This window comes from Rhodococcus sp. 2H158, assembly GCF_053764755.1.
This window is the reverse complement of the sequence record NZ_JBSNCE010000005.1, coordinates 174,577-192,930: the sequence shown is the minus strand read 5'-3', so window position 1 is coordinate 192,930 and position 18,354 is coordinate 174,577. Positions and strand designations below refer to the sequence as shown.

Here is an 18,354-nt window from a genome sequence, read left to right as displayed (position 1 = left end):
CCAGCGGACACCGCGGCGGCGGTGATAGCTTTCGGTCGATGACCACGCGCACCGAGCGGCTCGACGAACTCCCGTTCACCCGCAGGCACGGCAAGCTGCTGCTCGGCTCCGGTGTGGGCTGGGCGCTCGACGCCATGGACGTCGGGCTCATCTCGTTCGTGATGGCCGCCCTGGCGGTGCAGTGGGGCCTGAGCACGACCGAGCTGTCGTGGATCGGTTCGATCGGCTTCGTCGGGATGGCCGTCGGCGCCGCGCTCGGCGGCCTGCTCGCGGACCGGATCGGCCGGCGCCAGGTGTTCGCGGTGACGCTGCTGGTATACGGCCTGGCCACCGGTGCCGCCGCGCTCGCCGGCTCCGTCGCGGTGCTGATCGTGCTGCGGTTCGTCGTCGGTTTGGGACTCGGTGCCGAACTTCCGGTGGCGTCGACCCTGGTCAGTGAATACGCGCCGCGCCGGCAGCGCGGCCGCATGGTGGTGGCGCTCGAGGCGTTCTGGGCGGCGGGGTGGATCCTCGCCGCCCTCATCGGCTATTTCGTGATTCCGCTCGGCGACGACGGCTGGCGCTGGGCGCTGGCCGTGGGGATCGTCCCCACCGTGTACGCGGTGGTCGTGCGGTTCGGCCTGCCCGAATCCGTCCGGTACCTCGAGAGCCGTGGCCGCTACGGCGAGGCCGAGACGGCCGTCCGGTCCTTCGAGGCGTCCGCCGGCGTCGACGCGCCCCCGGGCCAGGAGGAGACGTCGCGCCCGGTGCGCACCGACCCGGCGGCGGCCGAGTCGATCTGGTCGTCGCGGCTGCGGCCCCGGACCGTCGCCCTGTGGACGGTGTGGTTCGGCATCAACCTCTCGTACTACGGGGCCTTCATCTGGCTGCCCAGCCTGCTGGTCACGCAGGGCTTCGATTTGGTGAAGTCCTTCCAGTACACGCTGATCATCACGCTCGCGCAGTTGCCGGGATACGCGGTCGCCGCGTGGCTGATCGAGGTGTGGGGGCGGCGCGCCACCCTGGCGAGTTTCCTCGTCGGCTCGGCCGTGGCCGCGGGGCTGTTCGGCCTCGCCGACACCCCCACCCGGATCGTCGCCGCCGGAATGGCGTTGTCATTCTTCAACCTCGGCGCGTGGGGCGCGCTGTACGCGATCGGTCCGGAACTGTATCCGACGTCGGTGCGGGCCGCCGGGACCGGTGCGGCGGCCGCGTTCGGGCGCATCGCGTCGATCCTGGCGCCGCTGCTGGTGCCCGGGCTGCTCACGGCCGGCGGCAACCCGCTCGTCTTCGGGGTGTTCGCGGCGGCGTTCGCCGTCGCCGCCGTCGCCGCCTACACGCTGCCGGAGCGCAAGGGTCAGGTGCTCGAGGCCTGAGCCTTACGCCCGTGCGGGCGGCGCCTGGCTGCAGGCCGTCGCCACGGCGAAGGCCCCGAGCGCCGTGCCGGTGACGAGGCGCTGGGTCCGCACGGCCCGCGGGTGCGTTGCCACGCGGCGCGCAACGGCTGCCGCGCCGAGCACGATCAACCCGTTCACCGTCAGCGCCACCCCGATCTGGACCGCGCCGAGCACGAGGAATTGCCGCCATTCGGGACCGGCGGCGGGCGAGACGAACTGGGGTAGCAGCGCCGCATACATCAGGGCGATCTTCGGGTTGAGCACGTTCGTCGCGAGGCCCATGCCGAACAGTCGCGCCGCCGAGTGCTCGGTCGCAGGGACCGGGGCGAAGAGTGCACCGCCGCCGGGACGCAGGATGCCCCATGCGAGATACGCGAGATAGCCCGCGCCGGCGCAGGAGATCGTAGGCGACGGGGACCGCGGCGAACAGGGCGGAGAGCCCGGCCGCAGCGGCGAGCAGGTAGCAGAGGAACCCGGTGCCGACGCCCGCGAGGGACACCAGGCCGGCCCGGCGGCCCTGCGCCAGCGACCGCGAGGTCAGGTACATCATGTTCGGGCCGGGAGTGAGGACCATGCCCAGCGCGACCACGGCCACCCCGGCCGCGGCGGAGGCAGAAACCACGGCAACCCTTTCCGTTCGGGACAGGATCGAGAGTGCCGCCCAGAAACGTGCACGTCCATCACAACTTTGTGCAGGGTTCTGTGTAATGTTGCTACATGTTCGACGTCGACGGTCTCGTGGCCCTGCGTGCGCTGCGTGACCACGGCACGGTCACCGAGGCCGCGAGCGCCCTCGGCTACACGCCCTCCGCCGTCAGCCAGCGCGTCAAACGGCTCGAGCGACGCCTCGGCGCGGCCCTCACGGCCCCGGCGGGCCGCCGGGTGGTGCTCACCCCCGCCGCCCAGCGCCTCCTCGACGACGCCGAACCCCTTCTCGGGCAGCTGGAATCGGCCTTCTTCCGGGTCTCGGGATCGTCGCGGATCGCCGGCGCGGTCACGGTGGCGGCATTCACGACGGCGATCCGGGCCGGCATCCCCGCGGCGCTGGCCTCGGCCACCAGGGGCCGGCCGGATCTGTCCGTCAGGGTCGTCGAGGCCGACCCGGTCGACGCTGCCCTGAGAGTGGCCACCGGCGGGCCGATGTCGCCGTGCTGCACCACTGGCGGTCGCTGCCGCGGGTGTTGCCCGACACCCTCGTCGCCGAACATGTGCTCGACGACGGCGCCGACGTGATCGTGCGCGCGGACCATCCGCCGGCCCTCGGCGAAACGCTCTCACCGCAACAGCTCTCGTCGTCGGACTGGGTGTCCACCGGCGAGGGGACGCTGTGCCACGAATGGCTGATGTCCATGTTCGCCGGGCACGGCCTGCGCCCCCGGATCACCTGCACGTCGAGCGACTTCGACATCCATCTGGACTTCGTGCGCGCCGGGCTCGCCGCCGCGCTGGTGCCGCGACTGGGCCGCAGGCCGCTGGGACCGGACCTGGTGGCGATACCCGCACCCGGCGCCGTGCGGGTCGTCAGCATCGTCCGGCGCGCCGGTCAACTCGACGACCCGACCCTCGCGCACGTCGTGTCGCACCTGCGGATGTCGTTGGGCGCGTAACCGCCGGCGCCCCACGAGTGCGCACGTCTCGCGCCGATTTCCGAGGCAGCGTGACGGGATGTGCGCACTCGGTGCGCGTGGAGTCATCCTTCTGTGCATTCCCAGCCATGTTCGCCCGCCATCCGGGGACCTAGTGTTCCAGATCACAAGCATCCGGCGGCGGGTGGTGCGCATTCGAGGCCCCCGCCGCGACCCGAAAGGACGGACCTGGACGTGGCGTCACTGCAGACGGTGCAGAGGATCGGACCGGTGCTGGACCTGTTCACGGTGCAGCAACCCGAGTGGGGAGTCTCCGAAGTCGCGGCGGCGATCGACGTTCCCCGATCGAGCGCGCACGCCCTGCTGTCGAGCCTGGTCGACACGGGGCTGCTCCAGTGCCGCGCACGCGGACGCTACCGGCTCGGTTGGCGCGTCGTGGAGCTGGGAGAGACGCTGCGCGGCACCGTCGACGTCCGGTCCTGTGCCGCCCCGGTCCTCGAGCGTCTGGTGGAGAAGTACGGCGAGACAACTCATCTCGCGGTCATGGATCGATGGAACGTCCTCTATGTGGACAAGATTCTCGGCAATCACAACATCACCGTGCAGGGTGCGCGGATCGGGACGCGCCTGGATGCGCATTCCACGGCGGTGGGCAAGGTGCTGCTCGCGCAACTCGAGGAGATCGAGGTGCGCCGGTATCTGGCCATGCGCCCGTTGCGGCGGCTGACACCGTCGACCACCACGAACCCCCAGGCGCTTCTGGACGCCCTGGCCGGTGTGCGCTCGGCCGGCTTCGCTGCGGACCTCGGGGAGACGGTCTCGGAGGTGCACTGCGTCGCCGCCCCGGTGCGCGACGACCTGGGTTCCGTCGTGGCGGCCGTGAGCGTGAGCGTGCCCGCGACGCGCTTCGTCCAGCGGCGACCGCAGCTCGAGCGGGCGGTGGTCGGTGCCGCGCACGAGATCACCCGGGCGATCGCCGAAGCCCACGACTGCAGTCCCGTGCTCCTGCGGGACGACCCGGGTGCCGCCGGTTTGACGGCGGCGAGCCCACGCGCCTCCTGACCACGAATCCGACCGCACGAACGAGACAAGCGAAAAAGAGGAGCCATGGACACCGCCGCCCACAAGGCCGCAGACCGACTGCTCGAGGTGTATCGCACGGGGGAACCGATCGATCCGCTCACCCCGGACCATCCCGACGCGTCGATCGAACTCGCCTACCGGATCCAACAGCTGCAGGTCGAGCAGTGGACGCTGGCTGGTGATGTCGTCAAGGGCCACAAGGTGGGCTTGGCCTCCCGCGCGATCCAGCGGCAGATGGGCGTCGATCAACCCGATTTCGGGCATCTGACCGCGAGCATGTTCCACCTCGAGCACCAGCCGATCCCCGCCGGCCGCTTCCTGCAGCCGCGGATCGAGCCCGAGGTGGCGTTCGTGCTCGGCCGGCCGCTGGCCGGTCCGGGCGTCACCGCCGCCGAAGCCGCGCGGGCCGTGGACTTCGTGCTGCCCGCACTCGAGATCGTCGACTCGCGGATCCGGGACTGGAAGATCGGCATCTTCGACACCATCGCGGACAATGCCTCCTCCGGCGGCGTGATCCTGGGGAGCCGGCCGGTCTCCCTCGGTGACGTCGACCTGAGGCTGATCGGATGCACGCTCCACATCGGCGGTGAGCTCACGGCGACGGGAGCAGGCGGAGCCGTGCTCGGGTCCCCGCTCAACGCGCTGGTGTGGCTGGCCAACACGGTCGGCCCGCTCGGGGTCACCCTCGAACCGGGGCACGTGGTGCTTCCAGGCTCCATGACCAGGGCGTTTCCAGTGGCGGCGGGCGACTCCATCGTGGCGAACATCAGCGGACTCGGCAGCGTCACCGCCGTGCTCGGCGGAAAGGACGAGAAATGAGCGATCAGTTGTGGAGCGCGGCCCGCGTCGCCGACGTGCTGCTGCGTGCGGAGGACACGGTGACGCCGCAGACGTCGATCCTCGCGGAATGGGACGGACTGGACCTGGGGACCGCGTACGCCGCGCAGGACATCGCGTTGCGCATGCGGCTCGCCCGCGGCGAGCGGCTCACCGGTGTGAAGCTCGGGGTCACGTCGAAGGCGAAGCAACGGCAGGTGGGCGTGGACTCGCCGTCCACCGCGTGGCTCACGGACAGGATGATCCTGCCGATCGGCGAGCCTGTCCCGCGCGAGAAGATGATCCACGCCCGCGCGGAGCCGGAGATCGCGTTCGTCATGGGTCGCAGACTCGAGGGACCCGGCGTCTCGGCCGCGACCGCACTGGCCGCGGTGGAGCACGTGGTCGGCGCGATCGAGATCATCGACAGCCGTTTCTCCGGCTACCAGTTCTCGATGATGGACGCCGTCGCGGACAACAACTCGTCCGGGCGGTACGTGACCGGTCCGGTCGGCCGCGCGCCGGAGGATCTCGATCTCGCCCTCGAGGCGTGCCTGCTCGAGGTCGACGGCGAGGTGGTGGATTCGGCGACGGGCGCCGCGGTGCACGGACATCCCGCGGAGGCGCTGGCCTTCGCCGCGAACACCCTGGCCGAGCGGGGACTCGCCATCGAGGCAGGGTGGGTGGTGCTCACCGGCGGCATGACCGACGCCGTGCCGGTGCAACCGGGGGCGCGCATCGCCGCGCACTTCACCACCCTCGGCACCGTCACCGTGGCGGGAGGCTGACGATGCCGTTCATCGACGTGACGATCGCGGAGGGGCGCAGCCCGGACGAGCTCCGGAGGCTGATCCACGAACTGACCCAGGCGGCGCACCGGGCCCTGGACGCGCCGCTGCCCAACATCCGGGTGGTGCTGCGGGAGACGCCGAAGACACACTTCGCCGCGGGGGATGTGACGATCGCCGAGCGTGAGACACGGGCCTGAACGGTCCGGATATCCCGAACTGCGACAGCGCCCGCCGGCGACGAAGTCGAGCATCGTGATTGGGCCGCATCGGGGCGGGGAAGCGGGATACACAAGGGAGACACCATCCCCTGCATCCCCCGGAGAACCCGATGACGTCGAACCCACAGCGCGCCCTCACCCTGGTTGCCGAGCCCGAGCCCGGCTGCGAACGGGTGGCGGACCGGATGTACCACGACCTGCTTTCGCCCCCGGAGGTGCACCAGGTGCGCGACCGCGTCCGGGACTTCGCCGCCCGGACCGTCTCGCCGATCGCCGGCCGGATCGCCGGCGGGGACGAGCGCCTCGACGGGTTCCCGCGGGACGCGTTCGAGGCCATGGCCTCGAACGGTCTGTTCCGCCTTCCCTTCACCGCGGATGTCGGTGGCGACGGGCTCACGCATCGCGCCACGGCCACCGCGGTGGCCGTCGAGGAACTGGCGTACTACTCCAACAGCGTCGCCGCCATCTACGACGTCCACTGCATCCTCGCCGGCACGGCACTGGACCAGGGCACCGAGGAGCAACGGCGCCGATGGCTGCGTCCCGTCGTCGACGGGGAGATCGTCGGGTCGTTCGCGACGAGCGAGCCCGGTGCGTCGAGCGATCTGTCTCCCGAGGCGGTGCAGACCGTCGCGAGCCCGGACGGCGACGGGTGGGTGCTCACCGGCCGCAAGCGGTGGATCACCAATTCGGTGGTCGCCGGTGTCGTCGTCGTGCTCGCCCGGACCGGCGACAGCCTCACCACCTTCATCGTTCCCACCAGCGCACCGGGCGTCACTGTCGGCACACCCGACCGCAAACTCGGCAACCGCGGGCAGATCACGGCCGACGTGATCCTCGACCGTGTTCCGCTCGGACCGGAATTGGTGCTCGGGCGGGTCGGCGGCGGCCTGCGCGTCGCGCTCCGGACACTCACCTACGGCCGCATCGGAATCGGCGCCGCCGGCGTCGGCATGGCGCAGGCCGCCTTCGACCGGACCGTCGCGCATCTGAAGTCGCGGCACGCGTTCGGTGGTTCGCTGGCTTCCAAACAGCACTGGCAGTTCGTGATGGCCGACTACGCGGCGGATCTCGAGGCCGCCCGCAGCCTGTACCTGAAAGCGGCTCTTCGGCTCGACGCAGGGGAGCATTTTCCCGAGCCCGAAGCGGCGATGGCGAAGCTGCGCGGCACCGACCTGGCGGCGCGCATCGCCCGGGATGCCGTGCAGGCATTCGGCGGCCTCGGATTCGTGCAGTCCCTCGGAGCCGACGACACCGAAGGACCGGTCGAGGCGATCTACCGGGACAGCAAGATCGGTGAGATCTACGAGGGCGCCAACGAGATTCAGAAATGGGTGCTCGCCCGGCAGATTTTCGGGCGGGACCACACCGGGTAGGACTACGGATTCCGCATCGTCCGTCCGAGACTCTTCAGTTCGGACGATGCGGCAGGCTGACCCGCCCGACAGGTGTCGCCCTCATCGGGTTCCCTCAACGGAGCCCGATGAGGGGCGTCGGACTCCTCCGCCGAGATCGGAGGGTGCATAGACCGCGGTGGGCCTAGGACACCGCCCATGACGGCGCTCTGGATCCGTTCGCAGGAGCCCGTCCGGCTCATGAGCAAGACCGTGCCGCGCAAGGCGCTGGATCGCCGTGTCGACGACCAGGACCGTCCACGGCATGGTGGGTGTCTTGCAGGATCGCGCCGAGGTACGCCCTCTCAGGCACCCGCCGGAGGAGATGGCGGACACGTTGGATTCGATCGCCGGTGTCCGGCCCTGGGGCACCGTGGCGAGGTCGATGTCGAGGACATTGGTAGCGACACTTTCGGTTCAGGTCGACGAGAACGCCTCGCCGAGCACGAAACAGTCACCGTGCCCCGGATGGACACGGGTGTCGGCCGGCAATCCCGACAGGGGTTCGAGCGCCGGAGCCGGTGCCGGGAAGTGTCCGGGCGGTTCACATCCGTTCCGCAGGGCGTCGCCGGTGAACACCACGCCCCGGCGCTCGATGTGCAACGCCACCGAGCCGGCGGTCACCGACGGGGTATGCAGCACCCGGATTTCGTCACCGGCCACGGCGATGCGTTGCCCGTCGTCGAGTCGCCAGTACTGACGCTGCCCGTGCACCGCCTGCCACAGGTCGTAGTCGCCCGGATGCAGCAGGATCGGGGCACACAGCCCTATGCCCACCTCGACCGCCGCCGAGACGTGGGCTCGGCGTCCTTGGGTGCAGATCACTGCCGTGACACACCGGTCACCGACTACACCGGCGATATCGACGGCCCGACCGCCCGCATCGACAATCACCGCATCTCGGTCGTCGCCGACCACCCAGACGTTCGTCTCGCAATGCTCGGACAGGAACCGCCCGGAGCGCTGTGATCGTCGGTTGTCGACCCGCTCGATCCGAAAGCGGCTACTCACTGCAGGACCGTTCCGTCGGTTGCCTCACTGCTGTGGTCTCCGATCGGTATCCAGTCCTGTGTTGAGTTGCGCCCACGGAATACGTTTTACAGTCGGCTTGTCCATTGACATCGGCTCCGCCTCACACACGGGAGCACCTCGTACAGTCATCGATTGCATCTGTCCTCCCGGGGCTTCGGTGGCAGCCGGCTCCACCGTAAGGCGTGCCGGCATGCCGGCGACCTGGTCGAACAATCAGACCAGCCCCCTTCCGATGGACAGTGCGCTCGAGACTCGGGCTCCGCCGACCCGCATCGACCCACTGTCGAGCCCGGACGCGCCCTATCCCGCCGCGACCTGAACTCCGGCACACTGCTCGGCAGCTCGTTCGATCTGTTCCCGCTCGGAAGGGGACAGCCGAGTGGGAACCTGGCTGCGGAGGATGCGAGCGATGTTCTCGTAGAACCGTGTTGTGCTCATCCCGCAGCGAACGAGGATCTCCCCGACGGGTGGACCCCCATACGGTAGCCAGATGCGGGCGAGCTCGAGAAGTTCACGGTCTTCGGCAGACATGGGTCATTCCTTTCGTCAACCGACCGACGACAGCGGGGAGGGAGGGACAGCATGAGGATCGGTCTGTGACTGGCGCTGTGACAGAGCATGTTTGAGATCGAAGTTGACGTCACGGGCTTGTTCCGGTGTGAGCGGCATCGTGCAGGCCAGCATCTTGCGCGCTGCCATATGGTCCCGCGGCTTGTTCACCGATTCGACACCCAGCAGGCGCCCATGCCGGAAACAGAAGACGGAGAAGGCACCGTCCGCGACCGATCCTCGAACGACGCTGGTATCGGTGCCGGTGGTCAGCCCGGCAATCTGCAACTTGGCCTCGTACTGCTCCGACCAGAACCACGGCACACTGCGGTACGCCGTCTCGGTACCGGTGAGTTGGGCCGCAATGCAGCGGGCTTGGTCGACCGCATTCTGGACCGACTCGAGTCGGACGAGCCCTTCGTCGCTCACCCCGGGAAACGCTGCGCAGTCGCCGATGGCGGAAATCCGCTCATCCGAGGTACGAAGGTGCGCATCGACAACAATGCCGTTGGCGACCCGTAACTCGGCTTGCTCGGCCAGTTCGGTATTGGGGACAACGCCGATTCCGATCACGACGGCATCGGCGGGGATCGTCTCGCCGTCACTGGTGATCACCCCCCGGGCGCGTCCGTCGTCCACCACGATCCGCTCGACTCCGGTCGACAGCCGCAGATCGACGCCGTGGGCGGCGTGAAGGGAGGAGAAGAACTGTGACATCGTTTCGGTCAACGCTCTGGCCATCGGACGGGCCATCGCCTCCACGACGGTGACGGACAGTCCGTTCTTGCGGGCGGCGGCAGCGACCTCCAACCCGATGAATCCGGCGCCGATGACCACGAGCGACGAACACGCCTTCATCTGTGCAGTCAGCGCCTCGGCCTCGACGGCGGTGCGCAAATAATGGACGCCGGCGGCGTCTGACCCGGGGACGGGCAGGCGGCGATTGCGCGCACCGGTGGCTAGGATCAGGTGATCGTATTCGGCCGTGGAACCGTCCACCAGTTCCACTCGTCGATCGATCCGATGAAGTCGCACGACGGGTTTGCCGCACCGCAACTCGATACCGTGATCGGCGAAGTACTGCGCCGGACGCAGTGCGAGCGAGTCGCGATCAGGCTCACAGTGCAGATAGGCCTTCGACAGCGGCGGGCGCTGGTATGGAACGCCGCTCTCGTCGCCGATGATGGAGATGGCTCCGTCGAAGCCGTGCCCGCGGAGACTGACCGCTGCCTCGAAGCCGGCCTGTCCCGATCCGACCACCACGACTCGGGGGGTACTCATACCTGGTCCTCCGGCAGGCGGACAATCAGGCCGTCGACCTCGTCGGTGACGACGAGCTGGCACGAGAGCCGGCTGGCGTCAGTGCGCGGGCTGACGGTGTCGTCGAGCATCTCGTCTTCTTCCTCGGAGACCGGAGGGAACTTCTCTGCCCACGGACTTGCGACGTAGACGTGGCACGTCGCGCACATGGCCTGGCCCCCGCACTCGGCGACGATGCCGTCGATCCCGGCCGCGATGGCGGCCTGCATGACTCTCTTGCCCGGGGCGACCTCGACCTCGTGCTTGGTTCCATCGGGGTCGACGTAAGTGACGGTAGGCACGTCATCTCTCTTTCGCGAAAATGAAGCGGTGGTGACGTGGGGTGCCGGTGGCAGCAGCCTACACCCCACGGGCGGGTCAGGGCAGAACAGTGTCTTCGTTGCTGAACAGCAGCGAGATCCCACCGGTGGCGAAGTTCGCGACATCTCCGGCCGCGGACTGTCCTTGCGGTGAGGCAAAAGCTTGCCCGGCCTCGTCTTTGGACTCGAAGCACAGCTCGGCGAGCGCATAGGCAGCGGGGGGATTGCCATCGAGCGGATCGCACTTGCCGACGGCGAACTTCTTCACGTTCGGTATCTCTCGTACCAGCGGGAGATGCTTGGTGGCGTAGTACTCGTCGAATGCCGCCGGATCGGTGGGCTGATTGTAGACGATGGTGACGCGGTACATGATGTCCTGTCTGGTCGATGTTGTCAGGGGCGGTCGGCCGGGACGGGATTCTGCTGGGGATCCCACTCGACCAGTACGTGCTCGGGGCCTCGGAAAGAGGTGTTGGGCAGGTAGGTGAATTCCTGTCCGGGTACGAGCGACATGTGCGGAAGACGGCGGGAGGTCTCTTCGAGGAAGATCTTCATCTCCAGCCGTGCCAGTGTCGCACCGAGACAGGTATGGCTACCGATCCCGAACGTCAAGTGCCGGCGCGCGTTTCCACGGTGGATGTCGAACTCGTCCGGCTCCGGGAAGGTGTCGTCGTCGCGATTCGCCGACGCGGTGACGATGAGCAGGCGCCCACCCGCCGGGATGTCGACACCGCCGACGGTGGTGTCGGTCACCGCCATACGGCGCCAGGCGACGACGGATCCGCTGTAGCGCAGGCACTCCTCGACGGCCTTGGGGACGAGTGTGGGATCGGCGCAGATCTGCTCCCAGGCACTGCGGTTTTCGAGCAGGGTGCGGAAGGCGTTGCCGGTGGCGTTGGTGGTCGTTTCGTGGGCGGCGACGACGCCACTCATCATGATGTTCTGGAGGTAGTTGTCGTCGAACAGGTCGGGATGTTGGCGCTGCATCTCGATCGCGTGCGGGATCCAGCCCTTGGCGTCGGGGTCCGCCTTCAGCTTTTCGACCAGTCCGCCGGCGAACCTCCAGAACTTGCCCATGCCGGTGGCGACGCGGACCTGTTCTTCGCCGTCGGGATGGCCCCAGGTGAACAATGTCTGTTGCATGCCGAAGTGGCGGCAGGTTTCGATGTCCTCGTCCGGGACTCCCAGGAAGATCAGGGCAACGATGCAGGGCACCTCGTAGAGCAGATCGTCGATGAGGTCGGCGCGGCCGGTCTTGACGACCCGGTCGAGGTAGGCGTTGACGACTTGACGGATCTTCGGTTCGAACGTGGCGACGTTGTCGGCTTCGAACGGCTGCATGAGCAGGCGGCGTCGCTGCGTGTGGATCGGCTCGTCCTCGTTGACGATGGTCGGGCCGGGGGCGAACTCGTAACTGCCGAGGATCTGCAGGGCTTCGTCGCTGATCGGAGTGATCTGATCGAGCGTGATCCGCGGTGAGAACACCGCGGGATTCTTGAAGATCTGCTTGATGTCTTCGTAACGGGTGACTACCCAGTAGTCGAGCAGGGGGCTGTAGAACACCGGCTCCTCGGCGCGCGCCTGCCTCAGCGACGACGACGGATCCACCTGATACGGGCCCTGGAACGGATCGAACCCGGCGGCCATCCGGGATACCGGGCATCCGGTCGGGCTGGTGACGCCACGCGGCGCTTGATCGACGGTCATCTGGTTCCTCCGGTTTCGGGAATCGAAGCTGCCGTAAGCTTCTCGAAGAGACTATGATCGCGGTCACAGCGACGGCTATCCTCTGCGCGCAGAAGTACAGCCAATATGCGCACACGCATGGCGACGATCCGAGCGGAACATGGACACAGTGGAATCGAGCGATACCGGCATTCGGCAGTCCGCGACGACTGCATTCCGGTCGGACGACATCGACGCTTCGCGCACAATCGGCGGCGGAGTGTTCTACCCGCACGAGGTGCGGGTCCTGGGGAGCGAGCGCACATTCGAGATGCAGCTGACCGCGGTGACCTGTGGACCGATCACTCTCGGAAGGCTGGACTATTCGACCGAGGTGGAGATCAGCACCGGTGAGCTGCGCGACGCGTATCAGGTCAACATTCCCCTGAGGGGTGAGCTGGTGACGGGCTCCGGGGACGGACGGATGGTTGCTACCCCGGATGTTGCTGCTGTGTACCGATGCGATCGCCGCACGATGCTGCGGGGATGGTCGTCGGCGCATCCGGCACCGGTACTTGCCGTGAAGATCGACCGGCGGGCTCTCGAGGACCAACTGTCCGAGCGTATCGGTCGCGCGCTCACCGATCCGATTGCTTTCGGTGTCGAATTCGATCTACGCACCGTCCCCGGCCGACAATGGCTGTCGGTGGTGAGGGCGCTGGCTGTCTCCCTCGACGACCCGACGGCCTCAGGACTGCATCCGATTATGGCCGCTCCGATGGCCGAATGCCTGATGAACGGGTTGCTCGTCGCCGCGGACCACGACCATCGGCGCGGGCTGGACACACCGAAAGCGGTGCTGCCCGCAGTGGTGCGGCGAGCGTTGGACTTCATGGACGAGCACGCCGACGAGCCGCTCTCGGTGGCGCAGGTTTCCCGCCACCTCGGGGTCAGCGTCCGTGCCTTGCAGTTGGGCTTCCGGACCTCGCTGGGAACGACACCCATGCGGCATCTGAAGCGAATCCGTTTGCAGCGGGTACGCAGGGACTTGGTGAACGCCGATCCGGAGTCGGCGGGGGTCACCGAAATCGCTCGCCGGTGGGGCTTTCTACACGCCGGCCGCTTCGCAGGGGAGTATCGGGAAGCTTTCGGGGTGAGCCCGTCGCGGGATCTTCGCGCGATTCCGTAACGGTAGCCGACGAAGCTACGGCGATGCACTGACGGTGGCTTACCGAACGGCGGCCAATGCAGTCGAGAACATGCCGCCCAGCCGGTCGGGGTAGGAGTGGTATGCCCCGCCTTCTCGCTGCATGCCGCCACACGAGGTTTCGCCACTCGATTGTAGTGGGCGCCGACTTCCGGCCAGGGCCGATCGATCACGAACCGGGCGACGGCCCACCGTCGTGGATAGCGTCACGTCGGAACTGCGCTGGGCTCCTGTCGAAGCGGCGTCGAAACGCGCGACTGAAGTGGGAGACGTCTCGGAAACCCACGTGCTCGCTGATCTCCGCGACCGTCAGGTCGGTCGTCAGCAGTTGGTTCCGGGCCTGCTCCAGGCGCAGCTCGTACAGCCATGCGCGCGGTGTCGTGCCGGCGGTACTGAACAGTTTGTGGATGTACCGAACGGACATCCCCAGCTCGGCGCTGATCTCCGCAGTCGTGTGATCGGGGTCGTGCAGATGCCGCTCCATCGCGCGCTGCACGCTCCGCAGGTCCTGCGCGTGCACGCGCCTGGTGGATCTTGTCGGAGGCGCCGACTCGCCGATCGCGGTGGCGAGTAGGTCGAGCGCCGAGCCGGCGACCGACAAGGACGACCGGAGGGACAATGGTTCGGCGGTCGTCGCGAGCTCCACGAGGAGCCGCGACACGATCCGTCCTATACCCACCTGTCCCGAGAAGCCGGACCCGGTGATGTGGTCCATTGTGTGCGAGGGCAGGCGGGTGGCCAGTAGTTCGCGTGGGCTGCGCACCACGACTTGTTCGAACGAAGTCGTCCCGTCGACCACGAACGGAGTCGTCGCGTCGAGGATCGCGAACGCTCCGTGCTCGAGCACCGCTTCACACCCGTTTTGCCGCAGGACCGCGGATCCGCGCCTGATCAGGCAAAGCAGGTAGTCGTCGCTCGGATCCGACCTGATCATCGCCGGTGTGCGAACCACGGCGTGCGGATCAGCGCGCACCAGGCTCACCGTCAGCTCCCCGAGCGACCGGACCGCCAGGTCGGCCTCGAACGGACCCTTCTTGTCCGGCCAGTCGACATCCATCTCGCAGTAGGTTGCCTCCAGGGTGTCCGCCCAGCGCACGCGTCTCTCGGTCGAGGCGAGGCCGCGGGTGCTGAGCACGACCTGCTTGCCGGAATCGTCGGTGCAGACGGAGTCAACCATCGGTGCACTCTCGGTCATGTTCCTACTCACCTCCACACCCTAGTGTTCCAGATCACAAGAGCTCGAGCGACGGGCAATCCGCACGCCGTCCGCCGCTCGTCAGCATTCCTACCTCCGAATCCGGATGAGTACAAAGGAGATACGACCATGACGGCGAGTGCCACCACTTGGATCGACGAGATCACCATGGAGGAATTGGATCGCGACCCGAATCCGATCTACGAGCGGCTCCGTCGGGAGGCGCCGGTCGCGTACGTGCCGGCCGTCGGCATGCACGTCGTGGCCTCGCGCGAGTTGTGCCTGCAGATCACGCAGGATCCGCAGGCGTGGTCCACGGTGATCGCCCCCTCGGGGGGCCGGACGTTCGGGGAGGGTACGGTTCTCGACTCCAACGGCGAGCAGCACCGCAAGATTCGGGAGTGGATCGATCCGCAACTGCGTCCCAGTGCGGTCGACTCCTACGTCGAGGCACTGGTCCGGCCGCAGGCGCGGCGGATCCTCGAGGGAATCGAGGACCTCGGTGCCGTCGACATCCAGGAGGCATACTTCGCGCCGGTCAGCGTCCGCGCCGTCGGCGACCTCATGGGCTTGACGGACGTCCCGTCGGACACCCTCGTGCGCTGGTTCCAGACGCTCGCGCTGTCCTACGGCAACGCCGCGGTCGACGAGGACGGGAACTTCGCGAATCCGGCACCGTTCGAGGCCGGCGACCGGGTCAAGGACGAGATCGTCGCGACGGTCGATCCGATGCTCGACCACTGGACCTCCCATCCCGACCACACCCTCATCTCGCACTGGCTGCACGACGGGATGCCGGAGGGGCAGGTCCGCGACCGCGCCGAGATCTATCCCAACATCTACGTGTTCCTGCTCGGCGCACTGCAGGAGCCCGGCCACGTCATGACGACCACCCTGGCGGGTCTGCTGCAGCACCCCGACCAGCTCGAACGCGTCGTCGACGATCCGGATCTCCTCCCGCGGGCGGTCAACGAGGGCGCGCGCTGGGTTGCGCCGATCTGGAGCGCCGCCGTCAAGGTCACGAACCGGGAGGTCACCGTCGGCGGCGTCGACCTGCCCGCGGGTACGCCGGTCATACTTGCGTACGGCTCGGCCAACCGCGACGAGACGGTGTGGGAGAACCCGGACGCCTACGACGTGGACCGGCCGGTCATGCCGCACCTCGCCTTCGGCGCCGGCAAGCACGCCTGTGCCGGCACCTACCTCGGGACCGCGATCGTCCGGATCGCCCTCGAGGAGCTGTTCGAGACGATCCCGAACATCGAACCCGACCCCGACCGCACCCCGAGCTTCTGGGGCTGGACCTTCCGCGGCCCGCAGGGCCTGCACGTCCGATGGGAGGTGTAGTCGTGAGCCACTCGGTGACCGTTTCCGGGCAGGACGGGGCCTTTCCCGGCGCGCCCGACCGTTCGGTACTCGAGTCCGCACTGCGGGCGAACCGATGGTTGCCGCACGCGTGCTCGCAGGGCACCTGCGGGACCTGCAAGATCCGGGTGCTGTGCGGCGAGGTGGACCACGGCCGACCCGACGAGACCATCCTGAGCGAGGCGGAGCGCTCGTCCGGGCTCACACTCGCCTGTCAGGCGACACCTCGCACCGACCTCGTCGTCGCGCCGGTGAACGACGCGGCCCCGGATCGGCCGCTGCACGCCCTCCGCGACTACCGCGGCACGGTGCGCGAGCTCTGCGACATCGCGGACCGCACCCGCCGGCTCGTCGTCGAGCTCGACGAACCCATGGAGTTCGAGGCGGGTCAGTACGCCGAGCTGCTCGTGCCGGGCTCCGGGACGGCCCGGCAGTACTCGATGGCCAATGCGCCCTCCGAGTCCCGGCGGCTGGAGTTCCATGTGAAGTGCGTCGACGGGGGAGCGGCCACCGAGGGATGGGTTTTCGGTCCACTGCAGGTCGGTGAACGGATCGATCTGCGCGGGCCGCTCGGGCAGTTCGGCGTGGTCGAGCCTCGGCAGGAGGCGGCGATCCTCGTCGGCGGCGGCACCGGGCTCGCGCCGCTCAAATCCATCGCATTGCATGCTCTTGCGAACGATCTCATTCCGAGTATCGACCTCTACCACGGTGGGCGCGGGCGGGCGGACCTCTACGACGTCGACTTCTTCCGGGCGCTCGAGGCTGCCGACGCCCGGTTCCGCTATCACCCCGTACTCAGCGAGGAAGAGTGGGACGGTGCGACCGGCATGGTCACCGATGCCGTGCTCGAGGACTTCGCGAGCTGCAAGGGGTACAGCGCATTCCTGTGCGGTCCACCGGCCATGGTCGCGGCGGCGGTCAAGGCGCTCAAGCGCCGGAGAATGTCGCCGCGGTTGATCTTCCGCGAGGAGTTCACGGCAAGTCCCGCGCGGCCGGAGGTGGCGCCCGTGTGACGGCGGGACGGTCCATCCTGCCCCGAAGCCGTCATGGGACTGTGCCGGGTGTTCGGACGACGGGCACCCGGCACTTCGGCCTGCCCGCGGTCCGGTTCCGTGGGCGCAACCGTCGTGCGGGCGAACGACTCAGGCGGAGGCGGAAATTCGCGGCACGGAACCGTGAGACGATCAGAGTGGGTTCCGCTCGACCGGGTCCGCATTCGCATCGAGCGATTTCTCCGCGTGTTCCTTCCGGTACTGGCCGGGACTCGCCCCGAATGCACTACGGAACGTCCTGCTGAAGTGGGACACGTCGCGGAAACCGGCGCATTCGCTGACCTCCGCGACGGACATTGCGGTCGTCAACAGGTATTTCCGCGCGCGCTCGAGCCGTGCCTGATACAGCCATGCGCGCGGAGTGGTGCCCGCTGCGCTGAAGAGCTTCTGGACGTTGCGCAACGACATCCCGGCGTCGGCGGCGACATCCGGAAGCGTGAGCTCGGGATCGTGCAGCTTCTGTTCGATGACCCGCTGGACGCGGGTGAGATCTTCCGTGCGGTGCAATTGGGCGGCACCGGTCGCGACAGTGCCTTCGGTGAGGGCGGTGACCAGCATGTCGACGGCCGAGGAGGCGAACGACACGGCGGCCCCCCGCGAGATCGGTGCATTCATCGTCGCGATGTCGACGAAGAATCGACCGACCAGTCCGCCCGGCCCAGTCTCGCCGCAGATCGTGCGGGCCGTGCCGTGTTCGACGATCCGCCCCGGCAGGCGCGAGGTGAGCAGTTCACGAGGGGACCGCACGACGATCTGCCGGAACGGTGCGGGGGAGTGGAAGACGAACGGGGTGGCACAGTCGAGCAATGCGAACGACCCTCGCTCGACCGTCGTGGTCCGGCCCGACTGCTGCACCTCGACGTGGCCCTCGGTCACGATGCACACGAGATAGCCTGCACCGGAGTCGGAGTCGACCATCGCGGGCGAGCGGACCACCGTGTGGGCGTCGGCCCGGATCGTGCTGACGTGCAGATCGCCGAACGGCCGGCCGCCCCATTCCGCGTCGAAGTGACGTCGTGGGTTCGGCCACGCGACGTCCATCTCGCAGTACAGCTGCCCCAGCGTGCTCGCCCATCGGGTGTGCCCCTCGCTCGTGTCCAGCTCCTGCGTCCGCAGGGAAACGATGCCGGGGGCCGCTCCGTTGCGCGCAGAGTCACCCGTTTGTTCGCGCTCAGCCATGTTCCACCACACCTCCGCCTTCTAGTGTTACAGATCACAGGAACGTGGCGCCCGGAACGATATCCCAACCCCCGGCCCCGCGCGACCACCGAGGACGGTTACCGAAGCGCGCCAGCGTGATCGGTGCCGGGATCCTCCGAAGTCGGCGGATACGGCCGGGCCGGGTCGACGCCCGTCGTGCCGTTCCCCACCCGAGCCGATTCCTGCACCACACCCCCGAGACCAGG

The 18,354-nt window shown here is 68.2% G+C and carries 19 protein-coding genes and 1 pseudogene; 11 read left to right on the top strand and 9 right to left on the bottom strand.

Translation table 11 applies throughout. The features are described from left to right. The first annotated feature begins 38 nt into the window (after window positions 1-38). Window positions 39-1,355 carry an MFS transporter gene (locus tag ACWPOB_RS06805; protein ID WP_455400308.1) on the top strand — a complete coding sequence of 439 codons (1,317 nt, stop codon included), beginning with the start codon at window positions 39-41 and terminating at the stop codon, window positions 1,353-1,355. A 3-nt stretch (window positions 1,356-1,358) separates the two neighbouring features. On the opposite strand, the pseudogene ACWPOB_RS06800 reads toward ACWPOB_RS06805, so the two are convergent. Then, window positions 1,359-1,998, bottom strand: a pseudogene (locus ACWPOB_RS06800) (LysE family translocator). 95 nt (window positions 1,999-2,093) lie between these two features. Here ACWPOB_RS06800 and ACWPOB_RS06795 point away from each other — a divergent pair. The 7 genes from ACWPOB_RS06795 to ACWPOB_RS06765 all read left to right on the top strand — a co-directional run bounded on the left by ACWPOB_RS06795 (window position 2,094) and on the right by ACWPOB_RS06765 (window position 7,246). Next, window positions 2,094-2,609 carry a LysR family transcriptional regulator gene (locus ACWPOB_RS06795; protein ID WP_455400307.1) on the top strand — a complete coding sequence of 172 codons (516 nt, stop codon included), beginning with the start codon at window positions 2,094-2,096 and terminating at the stop codon, window positions 2,607-2,609. Beyond that, a complete protein-coding gene (locus tag ACWPOB_RS06790; RefSeq protein ID WP_455400306.1) occupies window positions 2,555-2,983 on the top strand; it encodes a LysR substrate-binding domain-containing protein in 429 nt (142 codons plus the stop codon). Before ACWPOB_RS06795 ends, ACWPOB_RS06790 begins: the two co-directional genes overlap by 55 nt. Window positions 2,984-3,196: 213 nt before the next feature. Beyond that, window positions 3,197-4,024, top strand: a complete 828-nt coding sequence (locus tag ACWPOB_RS06785) for an IclR family transcriptional regulator (protein ID WP_029542304.1) — start codon at window positions 3,197-3,199, stop codon at window positions 4,022-4,024. Window positions 4,025-4,069: 45 nt separating this feature from the next. Beyond that, window positions 4,070-4,864 carry a 2-keto-4-pentenoate hydratase gene (locus ACWPOB_RS06780; RefSeq protein ID WP_100055903.1) on the top strand — a complete coding sequence of 265 codons (795 nt, stop codon included), beginning with the start codon at window positions 4,070-4,072 and terminating at the stop codon, window positions 4,862-4,864. Beyond that, window positions 4,861-5,649 carry a 2-keto-4-pentenoate hydratase gene (locus ACWPOB_RS06775; protein ID WP_100055904.1) on the top strand — a complete coding sequence of 263 codons (789 nt, stop codon included), beginning with the start codon at window positions 4,861-4,863 and terminating at the stop codon, window positions 5,647-5,649. The genes ACWPOB_RS06780 and ACWPOB_RS06775 overlap by 4 nt, the downstream gene beginning before the upstream one ends. 2 nt (window positions 5,650-5,651) lie before the next feature. Then, a complete protein-coding gene (locus ACWPOB_RS06770) occupies window positions 5,652-5,849 on the top strand; it encodes a tautomerase family protein (protein ID WP_006933877.1) in 198 nt (65 codons plus the stop codon). 131 nt (window positions 5,850-5,980) lie between these two features. Continuing rightward, window positions 5,981-7,246 (top strand): acyl-CoA dehydrogenase family protein, encoded by a 1,266-nt coding sequence (locus ACWPOB_RS06765; RefSeq protein WP_100055906.1) that lies wholly within the window; start codon window positions 5,981-5,983, stop codon window positions 7,244-7,246. 435 nt (window positions 7,247-7,681) lie between these two features. Here ACWPOB_RS06765 and ACWPOB_RS06760 read toward each other — a convergent pair whose 3' ends face one another. From ACWPOB_RS06760 to ACWPOB_RS06735, 6 genes are all read right to left on the bottom strand, one after another. Next, on the bottom strand, window positions 7,682-8,275 hold the full coding sequence (locus ACWPOB_RS06760) for an MBL fold metallo-hydrolase (protein ID WP_455400305.1): 594 nt from the start codon (window positions 8,273-8,275) through the stop codon (window positions 7,682-7,684). A 321-nt stretch (window positions 8,276-8,596) separates the two neighbouring features. Continuing rightward, window positions 8,597-8,827, bottom strand: coding sequence for a hypothetical protein (locus ACWPOB_RS06755; protein ID WP_455400304.1), 231 nt, complete (start codon window positions 8,825-8,827; stop codon window positions 8,597-8,599). A gap of 15 nt (window positions 8,828-8,842) precedes the next feature. Beyond that, complete coding sequence (locus ACWPOB_RS06750) at window positions 8,843-10,126, bottom strand: NAD(P)/FAD-dependent oxidoreductase (RefSeq protein ID WP_455400303.1); 1,284 nt, start codon at window positions 10,124-10,126, stop codon at window positions 8,843-8,845. After that, entirely contained in the window at window positions 10,123-10,446 is a 324-nt protein-coding gene (locus ACWPOB_RS06745; protein WP_455400302.1) for a 2Fe-2S iron-sulfur cluster-binding protein, read from the bottom strand. The genes ACWPOB_RS06750 and ACWPOB_RS06745 overlap by 4 nt, the downstream gene beginning before the upstream one ends. 76 nt (window positions 10,447-10,522) lie before the next feature. Continuing rightward, entirely contained in the window at window positions 10,523-10,834 is a 312-nt protein-coding gene (locus tag ACWPOB_RS06740; protein ID WP_100055910.1) for an EthD family reductase, read from the bottom strand. A gap of 23 nt (window positions 10,835-10,857) precedes the next feature. After that, the gene (locus ACWPOB_RS06735; RefSeq protein WP_100055911.1) at window positions 10,858-12,171 is read right to left on the bottom strand and encodes a cytochrome P450; all 1,314 of its coding nucleotides are present in this window, start codon (window positions 12,169-12,171) and stop codon (window positions 10,858-10,860) included. A 238-nt stretch (window positions 12,172-12,409) separates the two neighbouring features. Here ACWPOB_RS06735 and ACWPOB_RS06730 point away from each other — a divergent pair, with 238 nt between their 5' ends. Then, window positions 12,410-13,318, top strand: coding sequence for an AraC family transcriptional regulator (locus ACWPOB_RS06730; RefSeq protein ID WP_455400301.1), 909 nt, complete (start codon window positions 12,410-12,412; stop codon window positions 13,316-13,318). 187 nt (window positions 13,319-13,505) lie between these two features. On the opposite strand, the gene ACWPOB_RS06725 is transcribed toward ACWPOB_RS06730, so the two are convergent. Beyond that, on the bottom strand, window positions 13,506-14,531 hold the full coding sequence (locus ACWPOB_RS06725) for an AraC-like ligand-binding domain-containing protein (protein WP_455400300.1): 1,026 nt from the start codon (window positions 14,529-14,531) through the stop codon (window positions 13,506-13,508). A 129-nt stretch (window positions 14,532-14,660) separates the two neighbouring features. Here ACWPOB_RS06725 and ACWPOB_RS06720 point away from each other — a divergent pair, with 129 nt between their 5' ends. After that, window positions 14,661-15,878 (top strand): cytochrome P450, encoded by a 1,218-nt coding sequence (locus tag ACWPOB_RS06720; RefSeq protein WP_455400299.1) that lies wholly within the window; start codon window positions 14,661-14,663, stop codon window positions 15,876-15,878. 2 nt (window positions 15,879-15,880) lie between these two features. Then, entirely contained in the window at window positions 15,881-16,909 is a 1,029-nt protein-coding gene (locus ACWPOB_RS06715; RefSeq protein ID WP_455400298.1) for a 2Fe-2S iron-sulfur cluster-binding protein, read from the top strand. A gap of 171 nt (window positions 16,910-17,080) precedes the next feature. Here the strand turns inward: ACWPOB_RS06715 and ACWPOB_RS06710 are convergent, their stop codons facing one another. Continuing rightward, a complete protein-coding gene (locus ACWPOB_RS06710; protein WP_100055914.1) occupies window positions 17,081-18,127 on the bottom strand; it encodes an AraC family transcriptional regulator in 1,047 nt (348 codons plus the stop codon). Between the last annotated feature and the right edge of the window lie 227 nt (window positions 18,128-18,354).

Coding starts and splice junctions, on each gene's coding strand:
- ACWPOB_RS06805 (WP_455400308.1), top strand. CDS start 39: ATGACCACGCGCACCGAGCGGCTCGACGAACTCCCGTTCACCCGCAGG.
- ACWPOB_RS06795 (WP_455400307.1), top strand. CDS start 2,094: ATGTTCGACGTCGACGGTCTCGTGGCCCTGCGTGCGCTGCGTGACCAC.
- ACWPOB_RS06780 (WP_100055903.1), top strand. CDS start 4,070: ATGGACACCGCCGCCCACAAGGCCGCAGACCGACTGCTCGAGGTGTAT.
- ACWPOB_RS06775 (WP_100055904.1), top strand. CDS start 4,861: ATGAGCGATCAGTTGTGGAGCGCGGCCCGCGTCGCCGACGTGCTGCTG.
- ACWPOB_RS06770 (WP_006933877.1), top strand. CDS start 5,652: ATGCCGTTCATCGACGTGACGATCGCGGAGGGGCGCAGCCCGGACGAG.
- ACWPOB_RS06765 (WP_100055906.1), top strand. CDS start 5,981: ATGACGTCGAACCCACAGCGCGCCCTCACCCTGGTTGCCGAGCCCGAG.
- ACWPOB_RS06755 (WP_455400304.1), bottom strand. CDS start 8,827: ATGTCTGCCGAAGACCGTGAACTTCTCGAGCTCGCCCGCATCTGGCTA.
- ACWPOB_RS06750 (WP_455400303.1), bottom strand. CDS start 10,126: ATGAGTACCCCCCGAGTCGTGGTGGTCGGATCGGGACAGGCCGGCTTC.
- ACWPOB_RS06740 (WP_100055910.1), bottom strand. CDS start 10,834: ATGTACCGCGTCACCATCGTCTACAATCAGCCCACCGATCCGGCGGCA.
- ACWPOB_RS06735 (WP_100055911.1), bottom strand. CDS start 12,171: ATGACCGTCGATCAAGCGCCGCGTGGCGTCACCAGCCCGACCGGATGC.
- ACWPOB_RS06725 (WP_455400300.1), bottom strand. CDS start 14,531: ATGACCGAGAGTGCACCGATGGTTGACTCCGTCTGCACCGACGATTCC.
- ACWPOB_RS06720 (WP_455400299.1), top strand. CDS start 14,661: ATGACGGCGAGTGCCACCACTTGGATCGACGAGATCACCATGGAGGAA.
- ACWPOB_RS06710 (WP_100055914.1), bottom strand. CDS start 18,127: ATGGCTGAGCGCGAACAAACGGGTGACTCTGCGCGCAACGGAGCGGCC.